The sequence below is a fragment of the Arthrobacter rhamnosi genome (genome assembly GCF_054510855.1).
Window position 1 is genome coordinate 570,199 of record NZ_JBTNDT010000001.1, and the last position, 18,035, is coordinate 588,233.

At 69.0% G+C, this 18,035-nt stretch carries 14 protein-coding genes and 1 tRNA gene; 8 read left to right on the plus strand and 7 right to left on the minus strand.

Annotated features, from left to right (window positions below):
* The first annotated feature begins 63 nt into the window (after window positions 1-63).
* The 5 genes from ACX80I_RS02720 (at window position 64) to ACX80I_RS02740 (ending at window position 4,012) form a co-directional block, all read left to right on the plus strand.
* Window positions 64-1,023, plus strand: coding sequence for a J domain-containing protein (locus tag ACX80I_RS02720; protein WP_459343622.1), 960 nt, complete (start codon window positions 64-66; stop codon window positions 1,021-1,023).
* 25 nt (window positions 1,024-1,048) lie between these two features.
* Entirely contained in the window at window positions 1,049-1,516 is a 468-nt protein-coding gene (locus ACX80I_RS02725) for a tRNA (cytidine(34)-2'-O)-methyltransferase (protein ID WP_459343623.1), read from the plus strand.
* 19 nt (window positions 1,517-1,535) lie between these two features.
* Window positions 1,536-2,354 (plus strand): class I SAM-dependent methyltransferase, encoded by an 819-nt coding sequence (locus tag ACX80I_RS02730; protein WP_459343624.1) that lies wholly within the window; start codon window positions 1,536-1,538, stop codon window positions 2,352-2,354.
* A 178-nt stretch (window positions 2,355-2,532) separates the two neighbouring features.
* Complete coding sequence (locus ACX80I_RS02735; protein ID WP_459343625.1) at window positions 2,533-3,150, plus strand: ECF RNA polymerase sigma factor SigK; 618 nt, start codon at window positions 2,533-2,535, stop codon at window positions 3,148-3,150.
* A 16-nt stretch (window positions 3,151-3,166) separates the two neighbouring features.
* Entirely contained in the window at window positions 3,167-4,012 is an 846-nt protein-coding gene (locus ACX80I_RS02740) for an anti-sigma factor (RefSeq protein ID WP_459343626.1), read from the plus strand.
* Window positions 4,013-4,087: 75 nt separating this feature from the next.
* On the opposite strand, the gene ACX80I_RS02745 is transcribed toward ACX80I_RS02740, so the two are convergent.
* From ACX80I_RS02745 to ACX80I_RS02760, 4 genes are all read right to left on the minus strand, one after another.
* On the minus strand, window positions 4,088-4,837 hold the full coding sequence (locus ACX80I_RS02745) for a PIG-L deacetylase family protein (RefSeq protein WP_459343627.1): 750 nt from the start codon (window positions 4,835-4,837) through the stop codon (window positions 4,088-4,090).
* Window positions 4,838-4,840: 3 nt separating this feature from the next.
* Window positions 4,841-5,785 carry an electron transfer flavoprotein subunit alpha/FixB family protein gene (locus ACX80I_RS02750; RefSeq protein WP_459343628.1) on the minus strand — a complete coding sequence of 315 codons (945 nt, stop codon included), beginning with the start codon at window positions 5,783-5,785 and terminating at the stop codon, window positions 4,841-4,843.
* Window positions 5,786-5,826: 41 nt separating this feature from the next.
* A complete protein-coding gene (locus tag ACX80I_RS02755; RefSeq protein ID WP_459343629.1) occupies window positions 5,827-6,654 on the minus strand; it encodes an electron transfer flavoprotein subunit beta/FixA family protein in 828 nt (275 codons plus the stop codon).
* A 178-nt stretch (window positions 6,655-6,832) separates the two neighbouring features.
* Window positions 6,833-8,392, minus strand: a complete 1,560-nt coding sequence (locus ACX80I_RS02760) for a S1C family serine protease (RefSeq protein WP_459343630.1) — start codon at window positions 8,390-8,392, stop codon at window positions 6,833-6,835.
* A 398-nt stretch (window positions 8,393-8,790) separates the two neighbouring features.
* Between ACX80I_RS02760 and ACX80I_RS02765 the strand changes: the two genes are divergently transcribed.
* From ACX80I_RS02765 to ACX80I_RS02775, 3 genes are all read left to right on the plus strand, one after another.
* On the plus strand, window positions 8,791-10,917 hold the full coding sequence (locus ACX80I_RS02765; protein WP_459343631.1) for a TPM domain-containing protein: 2,127 nt from the start codon (window positions 8,791-8,793) through the stop codon (window positions 10,915-10,917).
* 59 nt (window positions 10,918-10,976) lie between these two features.
* Window positions 10,977-11,771, plus strand: coding sequence for a PspA/IM30 family protein (locus ACX80I_RS02770; protein ID WP_459343632.1), 795 nt, complete (start codon window positions 10,977-10,979; stop codon window positions 11,769-11,771).
* Window positions 11,772-11,892: 121 nt separating this feature from the next.
* Window positions 11,893-13,278 carry a cryptochrome/photolyase family protein gene (locus tag ACX80I_RS02775; RefSeq protein ID WP_459343633.1) on the plus strand — a complete coding sequence of 462 codons (1,386 nt, stop codon included), beginning with the start codon at window positions 11,893-11,895 and terminating at the stop codon, window positions 13,276-13,278.
* A 113-nt stretch (window positions 13,279-13,391) separates the two neighbouring features.
* Here the strand turns inward: ACX80I_RS02775 and ACX80I_RS02780 are convergent.
* The 3 genes from ACX80I_RS02780 to ACX80I_RS02790 all read right to left on the minus strand — a co-directional run bounded on the left by ACX80I_RS02780 (window position 13,392) and on the right by ACX80I_RS02790 (window position 17,909).
* Window positions 13,392-13,465, minus strand: a tRNA-Met gene (locus ACX80I_RS02780).
* Window positions 13,466-13,532: 67 nt separating this feature from the next.
* Window positions 13,533-16,568: a UPF0182 family membrane protein gene (locus tag ACX80I_RS02785; RefSeq protein WP_459343634.1), complete on the minus strand. Its 3,036-nt coding sequence runs from the start codon at window positions 16,566-16,568 to the stop codon at window positions 13,533-13,535.
* Between the two features lie 246 nt (window positions 16,569-16,814).
* A complete protein-coding gene (locus tag ACX80I_RS02790) occupies window positions 16,815-17,909 on the minus strand; it encodes a YlbL family protein (RefSeq protein ID WP_459343635.1) in 1,095 nt (364 codons plus the stop codon).
* Window positions 17,910-18,035 lie beyond the last annotated feature (126 nt).

Sequence of the window (18,035 nt, forward strand, 5' to 3'; positions counted from 1 at the left end):
GCAGCACCACAGTGAGCGGTCGCGGTCGGAACCCCAGGACGACCCCCAGGAAAGGCCGGATCGATGGCAGAGGCACCACGGAAGTCGTACTACGACGTCCTCGGCGTGCCTCCGGAAGCCGACATCAAGGTCATCAAGGATGCCTACCGCCGGGCAGCGCGCGCCGCGCACCCCGACCTCGGCGGCAGTGCCGAGCAGTTCCACGACGTCGCCGTCGCCTACGAGACACTGAGCGATCCCCAGCGACGGGAGCGCTACGATGCCGACACCGGACGCGCCCGTCCCGCATCGGCAGGCACTGCCTCGGCGGCAGGAAACAGCCGTATGCCGTCGGGCCCTCGTCCTTCGGCCGGGACGCGGGTCGAGGACGAGGACGCCGCGAAGTCCCCACCGGACTACCTGCCGCCGTTCTCGCCGTCGGCTCCGCCGGCCGTTCCCCTGATCCTCGCCGGACGCCAGGTCCACGGATCCCCACGGCAGCCCGGCTTGTTCGCGCGCAGGTCGTCGGGTGTCCGTGCGCGCATCGATGGTGAGCTGCGCACTGCGGCCCTGCTCGACCGGGCGCTGCTGCCCACCTACCCCGCGGCCCGCCTGGTCAACGGCGTCGAGTTCGATGACCGCGAAAGGACGGCGGCCGGGCATGTCCTGCTCGCCGGATACAGAATGGCCGTGATCGACTCGTTCACGGCGGCACCGGGGAATTTCGCCTGGGACGGCCGGTCGTTGCGCCATCAGGGCCGCTCCGTCGACCTGCAGCTACCCCGGACCGTCCGCGCGGTGCAGGACCTGTTTCCCGAATGCAACGTCGCCGGGTGGGTGGTGATCCATGGGGCGCCCGACAATCCCTTCGCGCCGGTGATCGACGTCCCACCGGGATTCGACCGGTCCTCGACCGCCGTGGTGCAGGTCGTGAACGCAGGCACCGCCGTGCGCACCATCCGGTCCTTCCTGTCCTCCGGTCCCGCACCGAACGTGGTGCAGCTCCCGGTGCTCGCGCGCCTGCTGGCGTCCGCGGAGAGCTAGGCCGGCCGGAAGCTAGGATGGAGCGGTGTTCCGCATCCTCTTCCATACTCCAGAAATACCGGGCAACACCGGCGCAGCCATCCGCCTCGCTGCCGTGGCGGGTGCGGAACTCCACCTCGTGGAGCCACTGGGGTTCAGCCTCGAGGACTCCAAGCTGAAGCGGGCCGGGCTCGACTACCACGACCTCACGGTGCTGCACGTCCATGCAAGCCTCGACGAGGCATGGACCGCCCTGCAGCCCGAGCGGGTCTTCGCCTATACCTCGGACGGGGACGTCTCGTACACGGACATCGCCTACCAGCCGACCGACGTCCTGCTCTTCGGCCGCGAATCCGACGGCCTTCCGTACGACGTCAAGCACGACAGCCACATCACGTCGCGGGTCCGCGTTCCGATGCTCCCCTCGCGCCGCTCGCTCAACCTCGCCAACACAGCATCCATCGTCCTCTACGAAGCCTGGCGCCAACAGGGCTTCGCGGGCGCCCAGCGATGATCCACTCCTAGGAGCCCCCATGCCCGCTCGCCATGCCGCAACCCTGCCCGACGGTGGAGCGGAGGACTACGACCGCCTTGCTCCTGCCGTATGGAACCCGGTGAGCAACGCCGTCGTCGCCGCTGCCGACGTCCTCGTGGGCGAGCGCGTTCTCGATGTCTTCGCCGGGACCGGCTCGGGAACCGTTCCCGCCGCGCAGCTCGCGGGACCGGACGGGCACGTCGACGCCGTCGACCGCTCGTCGGCGATGCTCGACCTCGCGGAAGCGAAGACCCAGGCACTCGGGCTGGACAACGTGTCCTTCCACCGCGCGGACCCCGCGCATTGGGAGCCGGAAGCACCCTTCGACGCCGTCATCAGCTGCTATGGCATCTTCCTCCTGGACGACATGGACGCGGGGATGGACCGCATCGTCCGCCTGCTGCGCCCCGGCGGAAGGATCGCGGTGAGCGCGTGGGACGACGGCGCCCTCGAGCCGTTCGGCGAGATCCTCCTCGACACCATCCGGACCACCTCGCACGGCCATGTCCCCGCCGACTCCCCTGCGCCGGTCTTCGTGGACAACTGCAGGAGGCTTGCCTCCGTCGACCGTCTCGAGGAATGGCTCGGCGCCCGGGGCCTGACGGAGATCACCATCGAGAAGCTGGGGCTGGCCGCGCCCCTCGAGCCGGAGTACGCGTGGTCGCTGGCGCTCGGCAGCGGCTACCGCGGATTGCTGCCGGAGGCACCCGAGGCCCTCGAGGAGGTCCGGCGTGCCTTCGTGGAGCGCCTCGGTGGGGATTTCGTCCTCAACGCGGACTCGCTCATCGCCGTCGGTTCCTACCTGCCGGAGGGCTAGGCCCGCGTCGAACCATCCGGAGGCCGTCCCGCTGCGAATGATAGATGTCAGCGGACGAGCGGAACCCGGGAGGGGTGGTGGGATAGTGATTGTGCAGCAGGGACGAGCGCGGATCCCGCGGCAGGACACTCCCTCCATCGTTCGGTCTGGGCCTCACGGCGCTTTATGCTGGAGCCCTATGGAAACGCCACGAGCAAGCCGGGTCAGCCCTCCAGCGGCCCCAGCGGACGAGATGGCCGTCGATCCCGGCGTCGGTCCCACCCTGACCGATCTGCTGCTGCGGATCGCACGGCAGGACCGTACCGCGTTCGCCCTCTTCTACGAGCAGACGTCGAAGCGCGTCTACGGGCTGGCCCGGCGGGTGCTCATCGACCCCGACCTGAGCGAGGACGCCACGCAGGAGGTGTACCTCCAGGTGTGGAACACCGCCGAGCGCTTCAATCCGGCGCTGGGCAGCCCCATGGCCTGGCTCATGACGCTCGCCCACCGCCGCGCCGTCGACAAGGTGCGCTCGGAGCAGAGCGCCACGGACCGGGAAGCCCGCTACGGAGCCGCCACGCAGACCATCGATCACGACGACGTCGTCGACACGGTCACCCAGCGCCTCGAAGCGGAGAGCGTGGTCCGGTGCCTGGACACACTCACCGAGACCCAGCAGGAATCGGTGAGACTGGCCTACTACGGTGGGCTCACCTACCGCGAGGTGGCCGAGAAACTCGGCGTCGCGGTGCCGACCATCAAATCGAGGATCCGTGACGGATTGCTCCGACTCAAGACCTGTTTGGGGGTGAGCTGAGATGCAGGACAAGGACATGAAGAGACAATTCGCCGATGACCTCGGGACGGACCTGGCACGCGGCCACGTCCTCGAGTGGGCCGAGCTCTACGCGCTGGATGCCATCAGCGCCGACGAGCGCCGGGTTCTCGAGGCGTTCCTGGAGGACGCGGACCCGGCGATCAGTGCCACATTCGCCGATCGCGTCCGTACCGACCGCGAAGCGATCACCTCGGCCTTTGCCGTCGACCAGATCGAGCCGCCGGCGGACCTGTTCGAGCGTATCGTCGCGCAGCTCCCGGCGATCGCGGACAGCGACGCGGGTCAGAGCCTACCGCTTCGTCCGCAGTCCCCCGGGACAGCCTCCCCTTCCGGTCCGGCGGAGGCGGCGGGTCAGGACGAGCTGGCGCAGCGCCGCTCGGCCAAAGCCTCCCTGTCCTCGCGTGCCGGACGCTGGATCGTCGCCGCAGCAGCGGCAGCCGTCCTCGCCGTGGGCGGAGTCACCATCGCCCAGAACCTCCAGCAGACCACCGTCGAGCAGGAGGTCCTGCAGGCATCCGACGTCCGAACGCAGCAGCTGAACCTAGCGGCCGGCGGTGTCGCGGACCTGGCAGTGTCCGGCGAGAAGAACGCAGCCGTCGTGACCCTGAGCGGTGTTCCTGCCCCGGCCGAGGGACACGTGTACCAGATGTGGCGCATCCCTGCCGATGGAACGGCGCCGGTCTCCGTGGGCACGATGTCCGGAGAGGACGTCGCGGGAACCAAGGTCACCGAACTCACGGACATCAGCGGATACACCGCGATCGCCATCACGGTCGAGCCCGAGGGCGGTTCGGCGGCACCGACCCTGCCGATCGTCGCCCAGATCCCGCTCGGGGCCTGATCCCGCTCACGCCCTGATCCGGTCGGACACCAGTCCGGCCCGACCCCACCGGTACTGATGTGCGTCTCGGTACCGCTAGAAGCCCGCGATCGTTTCGTCGGTGTTGATACCGACAACGTGGAAGGACTCGGCACTGCGTCCGTCGGGCAGTCCGCCGCGCCGGGCGTTGTCCTGCAGGATGGCCCGGACCCTCGACTGCATCCGCTCGACGTCGGGATGCTGGCTGCGGTGCGCGGTGATGGCCGCGATCTTCCGGTCCTCCGACCCCGTCACGTCGACGTAGCGATTCTCGAGGTGGGCCGGTCCCCCGTAGAACCACAGCCAGGGGACCCGGAAACTCCTGAGCCCGGCGGCCTCGAGTTCGGGATAGGCGAAGGGGTTCTCCACGGCCGGGTAGATGGCCCTCGTGACCGCCTCCCCGCAGGCGAGGTGGTCGGGGTGGCTCTTCTGGATCCGGTCCCAGCTCCGTTCCGGGTGCATCGACACCACGATGTCCGGACGGACCTCCCGCATCCGGCGCACGATCTGGCGGATCACGTCGTCCGTCGGCTCGAGGTAGCCGTCCGGCTCCCCGAGGAACGTGACGTCGCTGACGCCGACGATCTCCGCCGCGGCACGCTGCTCCGCGCGGCGGAGGGACGCGATGCCCGGCCGGTCCTCGTCGGAGAACCCGCCGGCGTCGCCGTCGGTCAGTATGCAGTAGCTGACGGACGCACCGGCGGCGGTCCATCCAGCAATGGTGGCAGCCGCCCCGAAGTCGATGTCGTCGGGGTGCGCGGCGAAGACCAGTACGCGTTCGGGAGCGGATCCCGTTCCATCGACCACGTCCTACAGGCCGCGCTTCCGGATTTCCTCGGTGGCCTGGGGCAGCACCGTGAAGAGGTCCCCGACGATGCCGAAATCTGCGATCTCGAAGACGGGAGAGTCGGCATCCTTGTTGATCGCGACGATCACCCTGGACGTCTGCATCCCTGCTCTCTGCTGGATGGCCCCCGAGATCCCGGCCGAGATGTACAGCTGCGGCGACACGGTCTTGCCCGTCTGCCCGATCTGTGCCGAGTGCTCGATCCAGCCCGCGTCGGTCGCAGCCCTCGAGGCTCCGACCGCACCGCCGAGTGCATCGGCCAGGTCCTCCAGCGGCCCGAAGTTCCCATCGACGCCGCGGCCGCCGGCGACGATGACTCGCGCCTCGGCCAGTTCAGGCCTGCCGCTGACCGGCTTCTCGACACGGCCGGTGACGCGTGCTGCCGCCGTCGGCAGCTCGACAGGGATCCTTACCTCGCGCGGCGACGACGGAAGGCCCGCTTCGGCCGCCTCCACGCTGTTGGGTTTGATCGTGAGGATCGGGACGCCGGTCGTCACGCGGCAGTCGACCGTGTAGGAGCCGGCGAAATCCGACTTCGTGGCCGTCAGGTTCCTGCTGAGACCGACGACGTCAGTGATCACGCCGGACTCGAGCCGGATGCCTGCCCGCGCCGCGATCTCCTTCGCCTCGTAGGAGTTGCCCAGCAGCACGACGTCCGCACCGGTCGCGCGCACGGCGGCCGCAAGGAACGCGGCCTTGCCTGCCACGAGCACCTCCGACACGGCGCCCTCGGGCCGGTAGACCTCCTGCACACCGTAGGACCCGACGCCGTCGAGGTACGCCGGGTCCGCGTCGTCGGCAAGGGCGACGACGACATCGCCGAGGGAAGCCCCCAGGGAGAGGAGCTCCCGCTCGCTCTTGGCGAGGCTTGCTCCGGGATGGTCCAGGAATACGAGGACGGTAGTCATGCGAAGAGTCTCCTGCAACGGTTGGTGCGGCGAAGGACGGACTAGAGGAGCTTCTGTCCCGCGAGGAAGTCGACGAGCCTGATACCGGCGTCGCCCTCGTCGGTGATGATGATCCCCTGAGTGCGCGGCGGCCTCGGGGCCGCCGCCTCGATCCTCGTCCAGGAACCGGCGAAGCCCACCTCATCGGGCTGGAGCCCCACATCGGCGAGTGAGAGGACCTGGATCTGCTTCTTCTTGGCCGCCATGATGCCCTTGAAGTTCGGGTACCGGGGCTCGTTGATCTGGTCCGTGACGGATACCAGCGCCGGCAGGGGCGCTTCGACGGTTTCGGCGAAGGTGTCGTTGTCACGGCGCGCGGCGAGCTTCCAGCCGCTGTCCTCACGCGTCAGGTCGAGCGACGCCGCGAAGGTGACCTGGGGCAGGGCGAGCCGCTCGGCGAGCTGCGCAGGGACGAGGGAGGTCTCGCCGTCCGTGGACGCCATGCCCGTGAGGATGAGGTCGAACGGTCCGGCGTGCTGCAGGAGGGCGGCGAGCGCCCTGGAGGTGGCCGAGGCGTCGGATCCGCGCAGCGCCTCGTCCGTGAGGTGCACTCCGTCATCGGCGCCGATCTGGAGGGACTTCTTGACTGCGCCGACCGCGGCCGCGGGGCCCATCGTGATGGCCGTGACCCGGTGGCCGGCCGCCGCTCCCCCCTGGGCCTCGACGAGCTGGAGGGCCGCTTCGAGCGCGTACTCGTCCAGTTCGGAGAGGATGCTCTCGGTGCGTACCGTCGTCAGGTCATCGCTGCTGATGTGGCGGTCGAACTGAGCATCGGGAACATGCTTCACGAGTACCGCGATGCGCAGTCCTGGAGCTGGAGCCTCGTCCATTGCTGACCTTCCTCGTTCGGGGATCTTCCCATCGACTAGCTAACCATAGGTGACGTCGGCGTCCGCCCGGATCCGCCGCCGCCGTCCTGCTCCCGACGCGTGACGCACTCGAGGCGGTCCCGGATCCGGGACCGCCTCGAGTGCACTGTTCACCTGCAGGCAGGCCCGCCGGGTAAACCTATGGGGTCGGCGCCTGAGCGAGCGTGACCTCCACGGTGCGGGACTCTCCTCCCCGCGTGATCTCCACCGGTACCTGCTGTCCCACCGTCTGGATCCGCACCGCGGCCGTCAGGGACTGCGGGTCGCTGACGGTGAAGTTCCCCACCTTGGTGATGACGTCGCCCACCTGCAGCGCGGCGTCCTCCGCAGGTGAATCCGGTTCGACCGACTCGACGAGCGCGCCGGACGAGAAGGTGGACGTGCTCTGGGACCCGTCGTCGGAGGCCGGCGTGACGCTGACCCCCAGGAACCCGTGGGTCGCCTCACCGTTCGCGATGATCTCCTTCGCGATGCGGTCCGCATAGTTGATCGGGATCGAGAAACCCACTCCGATGTTGCCGGTGGACTCGCCGGAGCCGGCCGATGCGATGGCGACGTTCACGCCGATGATCTTCCCGTCCGTGTCCACGAGCGCGCCGCCCGAGTTGCCCTGGTTGATCGCGGCGTCGGTCTGGATGACGTTGAGGTAGATCGAGCCCTGTGCCTGCGTCTGCTGCGACCCGGATCCGCCCGGCGGCAGGAAGTTGAAGCCTTCACCGTCCGGGGACTCGGTGCTGTCCGACGAATCCTCGGGCACGGCCGAGGACGCCACGCTGATGGTCCTGTTCAGGGTGGAGACGATGCCGTCGGTGACCGTTCCGCTCAGGCCGAGCGGAGCACCGATGGCAATCGCGGTGTCACCGACGTTCAGCTCGTCGGAGTTCCCGAGGTTCGCCGCGGTCAGGTCGGGGGCGTCGATCTTGACCACCGCGAGATCACTCAGGGGATCGGTTCCGACCACCGTGGCCGGGAAGACGCGTCCGTCGTTGAGCTTGACCTCGACGGTCGGGTCGGAGACCTGCCCGCCCAGGGTGACCACGTGGGTGTTCGTGAGGATGTGGCCGTCCGTGTCGAGGATGATGCCCGATCCGGAGCCGCCGGCGTTACCGCCGCTGACGGCGATCGTGACGACGCTCGGCGAGGCCGTCACCGCAGCCCCCGTGATGGTGTTGACGTCCTCGGTGTTGTTCACCACGATCGACTCGGGGGCGGTCTGCGATGCACTGACGGGCGAGCTGTCATCGAGCACGGTGTAGGCGGCCGTCGCCGCGCCGCCGCCGATGAGCCCGGCAGCGAGGACTCCTGCGGCGAAGGTCGCGAGCCCCACGCGCTTGCGCTCCCTCGTCCCCGCTCGTCCGTGCTGCGGGGCGGACGGGTAGCTGCCGCTCTGGCCGCCGTAGAAGGGCTGGTGCCCCGCGTAGGCGGGATGGGGAGCGTCCTGCGCGAAGTCCTGGTGCTGGCCCCCCTGCGCAGGACCGGAGACGGCGGGATGCTGCGCGGTCGGCGTAGCTGCGGCCGGCTGGACCGTCGTGTCCGGGGAGTCCCCGGACGCCCGTCCCGCGTCGTGCTGCCCTTCGGGACCCGGCCGGCCGGTCGCCGCGTGCTGATCGTTCCGGCCCGTCCCCCATGACGGCGGGTTGGAAGGCTGCGGAGGAAGGGGGCGATCTGCGGCGCCCGGAGTGCCCGGCTGCTCGTTCATGGGAGGTCCTTTCGTTGCTGTTGACCACATCATGGCAACCTTCGCTGAGCCTCAAGCATGCGTTTGCTGTGCGGTTTCTGAGAAGTTGCTGTCACTGGACCCGGTGCAGACCAGCTGCAGAAGGATCGCGACTCCCCCAGTATCCCCTGCCCACCGCTGGGGCGGCGGGGCCGGGCGGGCGATCCGCCGGCCGCCGTCGTGCTGGGGGGTGCGGAGAATGCCGACGGGAAGCAGAGCGTAGCGTCGTCGCGCTTTCGCTAGGGGCATAGGTGCGGTGGTGGACGCTCCCGGAGCCCAACCATAGAATCGGGAAGACAGGGAGCCTCCGGCGTCCGCCGACCCCAGTCCTGGGACCGGTAGGGTCCGGGGGACGTGCTGAAGGGTCGAAAATGCGAATGATGAGCAGGCGCATCCGCGTCTCTGCTGTCCTGGGTGCCGTCGTGGCGGTCCCTTTTGTCTCGAGCGCGGCGGCCTTCGCCGACGAGCCGATCACCTTCCCCTCCGGGGACTACGTCACCGACACTGCGGGAGTCCTCAGTCCGGGCGAGGAGAGCGAGCTCGAGGCGGCCATCGAGGAGCTGCGGTCGCAGGAGGGCTTCACGGTCCGGGTCGCCTACGTCGATACCTTCGAGAACCCGACGGATCGCAACCAGTGGGCCACGACGACGGCCCAGCTCAACGACCAGACCTCGAACGAGGGACTTCTGGCGATCGCCGTCGAGCAGGGAGCCGCCTCCTACGTCGTGGGGAGCGGTTCGGCCATCGGCGGACAGGGCCAGGACATCTACAGCCAGTTCATCGGGCCCGAACTGCAGCAGGGCAGGGACTTCGCAGGGGCCGGACTGGCCGCGGTGCAGGGCACCGAGGAAGCACTCGCGGGCAGCTCCGCCGGCGGTTCCGCCGGAGGGAAGCCGACGGGAAGCACCGGTTCGACCGGCGGCAGCGCCCTCGGTGGCCTCGCCCTTGTGGGCGGACTCGTCGCCGTGGCCGGCGCCGGCGGGTACATGCTGCTCAAGAACCGCGGCGGCAGCGGCGCACAGAGGAAGCGCGAGGAGTACGGCTACGGGCCGGTACCCTCCGCCAGTGGCGAGGTGGTCGATCCGCTTGCCTCGGTGAGCGTCGAGGACCTGCGCAAGCGCGCCGGGAGCCTGCTCGTCGCCGCCGACGACGCCATCAAGTCCAGCGAGCAGGAACTGGGCTTCGCCGAAGCCCAGTACGGCAGGGAAGCCATCACGACGTTCTCGCAGGACATCGCCGCGGCACGGCAGCACATGAGTGAGTCGTTCAAGCTGCAGCAGCAGCTCGACGACCACATCCCCGACACCGAGCAGCAGCAGCGCCAATGGCTCGGCGAGATCATCCGCCGGTGCGAGGACGTCAACTCGTCCCTGCAGGCACACAAGGCGGACTTCGACTCGCTGCGCGAGCTCGAGCGGAACGCTCCGGACGCCCTGCGACGGGCGCAGGCCGCCGCCGGCGAGGCAGGCCGACGGTTCGCCGCGGCCGAGCAGTCGCTCCGCGCTCTGCAGGGCCGCTACCTCGAGACCGCGACCTCCCAGGTGGCCGACAACATCGAGCAGGCGCGCGAACGGCTCTCCTTCGTCGACAGCGCCGCTTCCGAAGCCCAGTCGCGCATGGCCGCCGGCGACACGGGACGGGCCGTCGTGGCAGTCCGGGCCGCGGAGGAAGCGGTCCACCAGAGCACGGTCCTGCTGGACGCGATCGACAAGCGTGCCGAGGAGCTGGCGGCGGCCGAGCGCGAGCTCGAGCATGCCCTCCCCGAGACGGAGCAGGATCTCGCCCAGGCCCAGGCCATGGACCGGACGGGACAGTACCGCGACCTGGCGGGACCGGTCGCGGCCGTGCAGTCCGCGGTGACGACCGTGCGGCAGGAGCTGCAGCGCGGGCGCAGCAACCCCGTGGCGCTCCTGCAGCGGCTCGAAGCCGCCCATTCCCAGCTCGACGCAGCCCTCGGTGGCGTCCGCGACCAGGCCGAGAACGTCCGGCGAGCCCAGGACTCCCTCCAGCACGCGATCATCGCCGCGCAGTCCGGCATCTCGGGTACAGCCGACTACATCCGGGCGCGGCGCGGCGGAGTGGGCAGCGAAGCACGGACGCGGCTGGCTGAAGCCGAGCGCAACCTCGACTACGCCGTGGACCTCCAGCGCTCCGACCCCGTGACGGCACTGTCCCACGCCCAGCAGGCGGCAGTGCTGGCCGATCAGGCAGCCCAGCTGGCCGAGCAGGACGTGGAGGGCTTCGGCCGGGGCCGTATGGGCATGGGCGGTATGTACGGCGGCCGGGGCGACGGCATGGGCGGGGCGCTGCTCGGCGGCATCCTGCTCGGGTCCATCCTCAACGGTGGCGGAGGCTTCGGCGGCGGGTTCGGCGGAAGCTACGGCGGCGACGACGGGGGCGGTGGATTCGGCGGCGACGGCGGGAGCTTCGGCGGCGGCGGCTTCGGCGGGTTCGACGGCGGCGGCGGCGGCTTCGGTGACTTTGGGGGCGGCGGCGGCGACTTCTAGGCCGCTTCGCCGGTTCCACCAGCAGGACGCACTATTCGGAAGAATCGAAAGGGAAATCAATGGTAAAGCAGTCAATTTTCGGCAGGATCGCCCAGCTCACGCGAGCCAACATCAACGCGTTGATCGACCAGGCGGAGGATCCGCAGAAGATGCTCGACCAGATGGTCCGCGACTTCACGAACAGCATCGCCGAGGCCGAGAGCGCCGTCGCGCAGACCATCGGCAACCTCCGCATGATGCAGGACGACTACAACGAGGACGTCGAGAACGCCCGCAGCTGGGGCAACAAGGCGCTTGCGGCCTCCCGCAAGGCCGACGAGTACCGTGCATCCGGCGACACGGCGGATGCCCAGAAGTTCGACAACCTGGCCAAGGTGGCCATCCAGCGGCAGATGGCCGCGGAGAACGAGGCGAAGGGCGCCGAGCCGACCATCGCGTCGCAGACCGAGATCGTCGACAAGCTCAAGGACGGCCTCAACCAGATGAAGGGCAAGCTCGGCGAACTGACCACCAAGCGTGACCAGCTCATCGCCCGCGCGCGCACCGCCCAGGCGCAGCAGCAGGTGCACGACGCCGTGAAGAGCATCGACTTCATGGACCCGACGAGCGAGGTGGGCCGCTTCGAGGAGAAGATCCGGCGCGAGGAGGCTCGGGTCCGAGGACAGCAGGAGCTCGCGTCGTCGAGCCTGGACGCGCAGTTCGAGAGCCTGGAGGACCTGGGCGAGCAGACCGAGATCGAAGCGCGCCTCGCCGCACTCAAGTCCGGCTCCGGCACGCAGTCGGCGATCGGTCAGGGTGCCACCACCGACGCGACGGCCGGCGCTCCCTCGACCACGGGCGAAACCACCTACTGACCCGCGGATCCGCCGCGCGGATTCCATCAGCGGATCGAGGAAGGGAACCACGGCTTTTCGGCCGTGGTTCCCTTCTTGTCAACGCGGATCACGGCTGAGGGCGCCCGGGTAGATTGAGGGCATGGCCGTGACACTGGTGTGGTTCCGCGATGATCTCCGTATTTCCGACAACCCCGCGCTCGCCGCGGCCGCGGACAGCGGGGACGACGTCGTCGCCTGCTACGTCCTCGACGAGGACACAGAGGGCATCCGCCCGTTGGGCGGCGCCTCGAAGTGGTGGCTGCACCACTCGCTCGCGGCGCTGGCGGCGTCGCTCGCCGACCTCGGCATACCCCTCGTCCTGCGCCGGGGAGCGGCAGCGGAGGTGCTCCCCGGGGTCGTGGCCGAGTCCTCGGCGCACGCCGTCGCCTGGAACCGGCGCTACGGGCTGGCAGAGCGCACCACGGACGCCGCGCTGAAGGCCGCCCTGGCGGATCACGGGGTCGAGGCGACGAGCTACCAGGCCAACCTGATGTACGAACCGTGGGAGGTCACCTCGGGGACGGGAGGGGCCTACAAGGTCTTCACACCGTTCTGGCGGGCCTGCCTGGCCTCGCGGACCCCCCGGAAGCCCCTCCCGGCCCCGGAGTCCCTGCGCGGGCCGCAGTTGCCTTCCGACGACCTCGACGCCCTGGGGCTCCTCCCGTCCCCCGACTGGGCGCAGGGACTCCGCGACACGTGGACACCCGGCGAGGCGGGGGCACACGCGCGGCTGGACGACTTCCTCGAGGGGGCCCGCGGCTACAAGGACAACCGCAACCTGCCCGCGGTCCAGGGCACCAGCATGCTCTCGCCCCACCTGCGGTTCGGGGAGATCAGCCCGTTCGAGGTCTGGCATGCCGCCCAGGACTCCAAGGACCCTTCGACGGCCGAGGACATCCGCGTCTTCGGCTCCGAGCTCGGCTGGCGGGAGTTCAGCTGGCAGCTGCTGTACTTCCACCCCGAGCTGCCGACCGTGAACTACCGTCCCGAGTTCAACGCCTTCGCATGGGAGAGCTCGACGAGGTCCGAGCTCGACGCGTGGCAGCGTGGACAGACCGGATACCCGCTGATCGACGCGGGGATGCGCCAGATGTGGGAGATCGGCTGGATGCACAACCGCGTCCGCATGGCGACGGCGTCCTTCCTCATCAAGAACCTCATGATCGATTGGCGCGTCGGGGAGAAGTGGTTCTGGGACTGCCTGGTGGATGCGGACGCCGCGTCGAACGCCGCGAGCTGGCAGTGGGTCGCCGGCTCCGGTGCCGATGCCAGCCCCTATTTCCGCATCTTCAACCCGGTGCTGCAGAGCAAGAAATTCGACCCCCAAGGGAAGTACCTCGTGCGGTTCGTACCCGAACTGGCGGACGCGGACAACGTCCACGAACCATGGAAGGGCGCGGCACCCGGTTACCCGGAACCCGTCGTCGACCTCAAGGAGAGCCGGGAGCGCGCTCTGAGCGCGTACAAGGCCCTGTCGGAGAGCTGAAGCCCGGCGCTTCCTCCGGTGCCCTGCGCCGGAGGAAGCGCCGGCGCAGGGCACAGAAGACGTGGACACAGCAAAAAGTCCGGCCCACCAGTGGTGGGCCGGACTTTTCTTCGTTGCGGGGACAGGATTTGAACCTGTGACCTCTGGGTTATGAGCCCAGCGAGCTACCGAACTGCTCCACCCCGCGGCGTGTAACCAACGTTACCGGCCGCGGGGCGTGAAGGCAAATCGGGCGGCTGCCCGCCCCTCCGGGGCTACTGCCCGGTGCCCGCCGAGACGCGTTCCTCGGCGTCGAGCGCCCGCTGGAGCGCGTCCTGCAGGCGGTCCTGCGCTTCACCGTAGGCAGCGAAGTCGCCGGCCGCGAGCGCAGCGTTCCCCTCCTTGATCGCCGTGTTGGCATCGTTGAGCGCGATCCGGAGGTCCGCCGCCGGATCGTCCGTCCCGGCGCCTCCCCCTGCGGACGGGGTGGGGGTCGGCGTCGGCGTCGCACCTTCGCCGCCGTCCTCGGCAGGGGGCGCTGCCGGGTCCTCGGGGGTCTCGCCGACATTCTCGCTGTCGCCCGTCGTCGCTCCGGAGTCTCCGCCGAAGACCTGGTCGAGTGCCTCGGCGAGCGTCGGTGCGAACCCGACGTTGTCACCGAAGCTCACGAGGACCCTCCGCAGGACGGGGAAGGACGAACTGCCCGAGGACTGCACGTATACGGGCTGGACGTAGGCGATCCCGCCACCGATCGGCAGGGTCAGCAGGTTGCCGTTGATGACCTCCGACGCGCCCTGGCGCAGCAGGTTGAGCTCCTGCGACACCGTGGTGTCCGAGTTGAAGAGGTTCTGCGCCTGGCCGGGACCGACCACGGAGTCCTGGCCCGAGCTGTCGAGGAGCGTGAGGCGCCCGTAGTTCTCGCTCTTGACGCCGTCCTCGCCGGTGCCGGCATCCCCGTTGGCCGCGAGGAAGCCGTACAGCACGTTCCTCGGGGTCTGGCCCGTCGGCACGAAGGGGATGTACGGCGTGGTCAGCGAGAACGCGGCCTCGTCCTGATTGGGCATCTGCAGTGTCAGGTAGAACGGCGGCTGGCGGTCCGTCGTCGCGGTCGTCGCCGCACCGTCCGCGCTCTCCTCCGGGTCGGCCGGCACGTTCCACGCCTCGCTGTTGTTGTAGAACTCGTCCGTGGAGGTGACGTGGTAGCGGGCGAGGAGTTCGCGCTGCACCTTGAAGAGGTCCTCGGGGTAGCGCACGTGCGCCATGAGGTCCGCCGACATCTCGCTGTAGGGCTTCAGAGAGGACGGGTACACCTTCTGCCAGGACTTCAGGATGGGGTCCTGGTCGTCCCAGGCGTACAGGTCCACCGAGCCGTCGTAGGCGTCGACCGTGGCCTTCACGGCATTGCGGATGTAGTTGACCTGCTCGGCCGGAAGAGCCGTCGCGAGGCCCTCGGCCGTCTGCGAATCCTGCGTCGCGGACTCCAGCTCCTGCTGCGTGGAGTAGGGGAAGTTGGCGCTGGTGGTGTACCCGTCGATGATCCACTTCACCCTGCCGTCGACGATCGCCGGGTAGCTGTTGCCGTCGAGCGTCAGGTAGGGAGCCAGCTTGCGGACGCGCTCCACGGGGTCGCGGTCGTAGAGGATCTGCGACGCGCTGTTCACCTGGTTGGAGAGCAGGAGGTCGGTGGACTGGAACTTCAGCGCATACACGAGGCGGTTGAAGGCGTTGCCCACATCCGGCCCGCCGTCGCCGTCGAACGTGGTGCGGGACTCGTCCTCGGAGTTCTCGTTCTGCGGGCGGTCGATCTCGGCGGGAGCCTGTCCTTCCGGCGCTCCGACGACCGAGTACTCGGGAGAGTCCTCACCGAAGTAGATGCGGGGCTCATAGGTGGACTCGTCACCGAGGACACCGGTCGAGGGGATCCCGGACTGCAGGAAGGACGGCCGGCCGTCCGGCTCCACGGTCGAACCGGCCGCGGCGACCACGCCGTAGCCGTGGGTGTAGAAGGCATGCTCGTTGACCCACCCTTCCGGTACACCGTTGGTGTCCAGTTCCCGCACGGCGATGACGGTGTCCTGGACTTCGCCGTCGATCTCGTAGCGGTCAACGTTGAGCGTCTCGGGGAACTGGTAGTACTGGCGGAACTGCTGGAGCTGGCTGAAGGCGTCGGACACGAGGTTCGGGTCGAGCAGGCGGATGTTCGCCGTGGTCTCCCCGTCGTCGCCCAGTGCGCCGGCCTGCGGGACCGCCTCGGGGTTGTACGCCTCGACCTCGACCTGGTCGAGGCCGTATGCCTCCCGGGTCAGGTTGATGTTCCGGTCGATGTACTCGCCCTCGAGACTGAGCTCGGACGGGCGCACCTGGAAGCGCTGCACGATGGCTGGGTAGACGCCGCCTGCGAGCAGGGCCGTGATGATGAGCATCGCCGTGCCGATCAGCGGCAGGCGCCAGCGGCCGATGAAGGCCGATGCGACGAACAGGACCGCCACGATGACGGCGGCGACAGCGAGGATCGCCTTGGTGGGGATGACCGCGTTGACGTCGGTGTAGAGCGCGCCGGCCCAGGTGCCCTGGTTCAGCAGCGTGTCGTAGCGGTCCAGCCAGTAGTTGACGCCCTGCAGGACCAGGAAGAGGGCCGCGACGACGGCGATGTGCACGCGGGCGGCCTTCGTGGTGAACAGGCCCTTCTCCTCGAGCCGGATCCCGCCGTACAGGTAGTGGGTGAGGACGGTGGCGATCGCGCTGATGATGACCACGCTGATGAGGAAGCCCGTCACGAAGCTGAGGAACGGCAGCGTGAACATGTAGAACCCGTAGTCCATCCCGAACTCGGGGTCGGACTTGCCGAACGGCACCCGGTTCAGGAAGAGCAGCACCTCCTGCCACTGCGAGGAGGCGGCGGTGCCCGCGAAGGCGCCGAGGACCACGGGGATACCGAGCATCAGCAGGCGCCGGATCGGCTCGAGCTGCGCCTGGTAGCGGTTCAGGTTGTCCTGGATGGCGCTGTCGGGTGCGTAGATGGGCCTGCTGTGGAACGCGATGCGCAGGCTGAAGTACACGGCACCGGCCATGATGAGGAACGCGACGACGAACAGCACGATCCGGGACAGGTTCTCGGTGACGAAGACCTCGAGGAACCCGAGCTGCTGGTACCAGAGAACGTCCGCGTAGACCTGGGACAGATAGACGAAGGCGATGACGATCACCGCCACGACGATGATCGTCGGGATCAGCGGGCTGCGGCGCCGGCCTGGTGAAGCACTTGCTGGGCTCGGCCTACTGCCGAACGGACGGTCTGGTCCGGATGTCACATCTACCTCATCGTTAGCTGCTGCTGCGGGTCACGATGACCGGTGTTCCCCTTCGCTCCCCAGCCCGGGACGGGCAGAAGACAGCGCGCAGGTCCGCCCTTCGTGTTTTCATTCTGCCCTGTTCACGCTCAGGCGGACCAATTAGGTTCCCGCGGGCGGCCGACCTGCCGGGATCGTCATCCAACCGTGTCATCCAACCGTGTCAGCCGAGGGGCCGGCCCGCTGCGATGCGCCCGTCCTGCCGGTTCAGCAGGCGGGCAGTCCCGCCGGGTCGCCGCCTGAGCCCAGTGATTCGACGGCGTCGAAGGCCTCGTCGAGCGTCGCCACCTTCACCACGGTCAGTCCGTCCGGGATGTGACCGACGACGTCGTCGCAGTTCCCCTCGGGAGCCAGGAAGAAGTCCGCGCCACCGGCGCGTGCCGCCACGAGCTTCTGGGCGATCCCGCCGATGCGGCCGACGGCGCCGGTGGAATCGATCGTCCCGGTCCCCGCGAAGTGGCGGTCGCCGGTGAGGTCCCCTTCCGTCAGGGTGTCGATGATGCCGAGCGCGAACATCAGGCCGGCGGACGGACCCCCGACATTGTCGAGCTGGATGGTCACGTCGAACGGGAAGTCGAAGGTGGACGCCAGCAGGATGCCCAGCTGGTAGTTCCCTTCCTCCGACCGCCGGGGCGTCACGGAGACCTCGTCCTCGACCCCGTCCCGGACGATCGACAGGGTGGCCGGCTTTCCTCCGGCGTTACGCAGTACGGATCGCAGGGTCTCGATGGTCTCGATCTCCTCCCCGTCGATCGTGCGCAGGACGTCCCCTTCCTTCAGGACCCCGTCGGACGCGGAGCCCGCGGCGAGTCCGGCGACCGACAGCTCCTCGGTGTAGGCGATGTCCTCGTGGGACAGCGCGGCAGCGATCGCTGATTCCTGCGACGACGTCATCGCCACCGCATTCTGCTCCTGCACGTCGGACGACGTCGTTCCCTCCGGATAGACCAGCTGCTCGGGCCGGACGTTCTCGTCGGGATCCGCCCAGGCCCGGAACGTGTCGAGGACGTTCACCCGGCCGTTCGGTCCGCCGCTCACGTACACCGTCGTGAGGTCCAGTTCGCCCTGCGGCGGGAAGCTCTCCCTGCCCTCGACGTGGATGAGGGGCTGTCCGTCGATCTCGCCGATGGTGTTGAACGTCGGCCCGGGCGACTCGATGACATAGGGCGACGGCAGGAGCACCGCGGCTGCGCACAGGACGACGGCGAGGCCCCCGGACACCGCCATCGCGCGGAAGCGCGGGTCCCTGGGCCGGGAGGGCTCCTCGGGGGTGTAGGTCTCGAAGTGGACAGGCTGCGTCACTGTGCTTCTCTCTGTAGGGCGCGGGTCTCTGGAGGGCGCGGAGGTCGCCTGCCGTGCGCTGGGCGATCAGCACCATACCGGCACAACCAGAGTAGCCCTGCACCGACCCCGGCTGCCCGGGACACC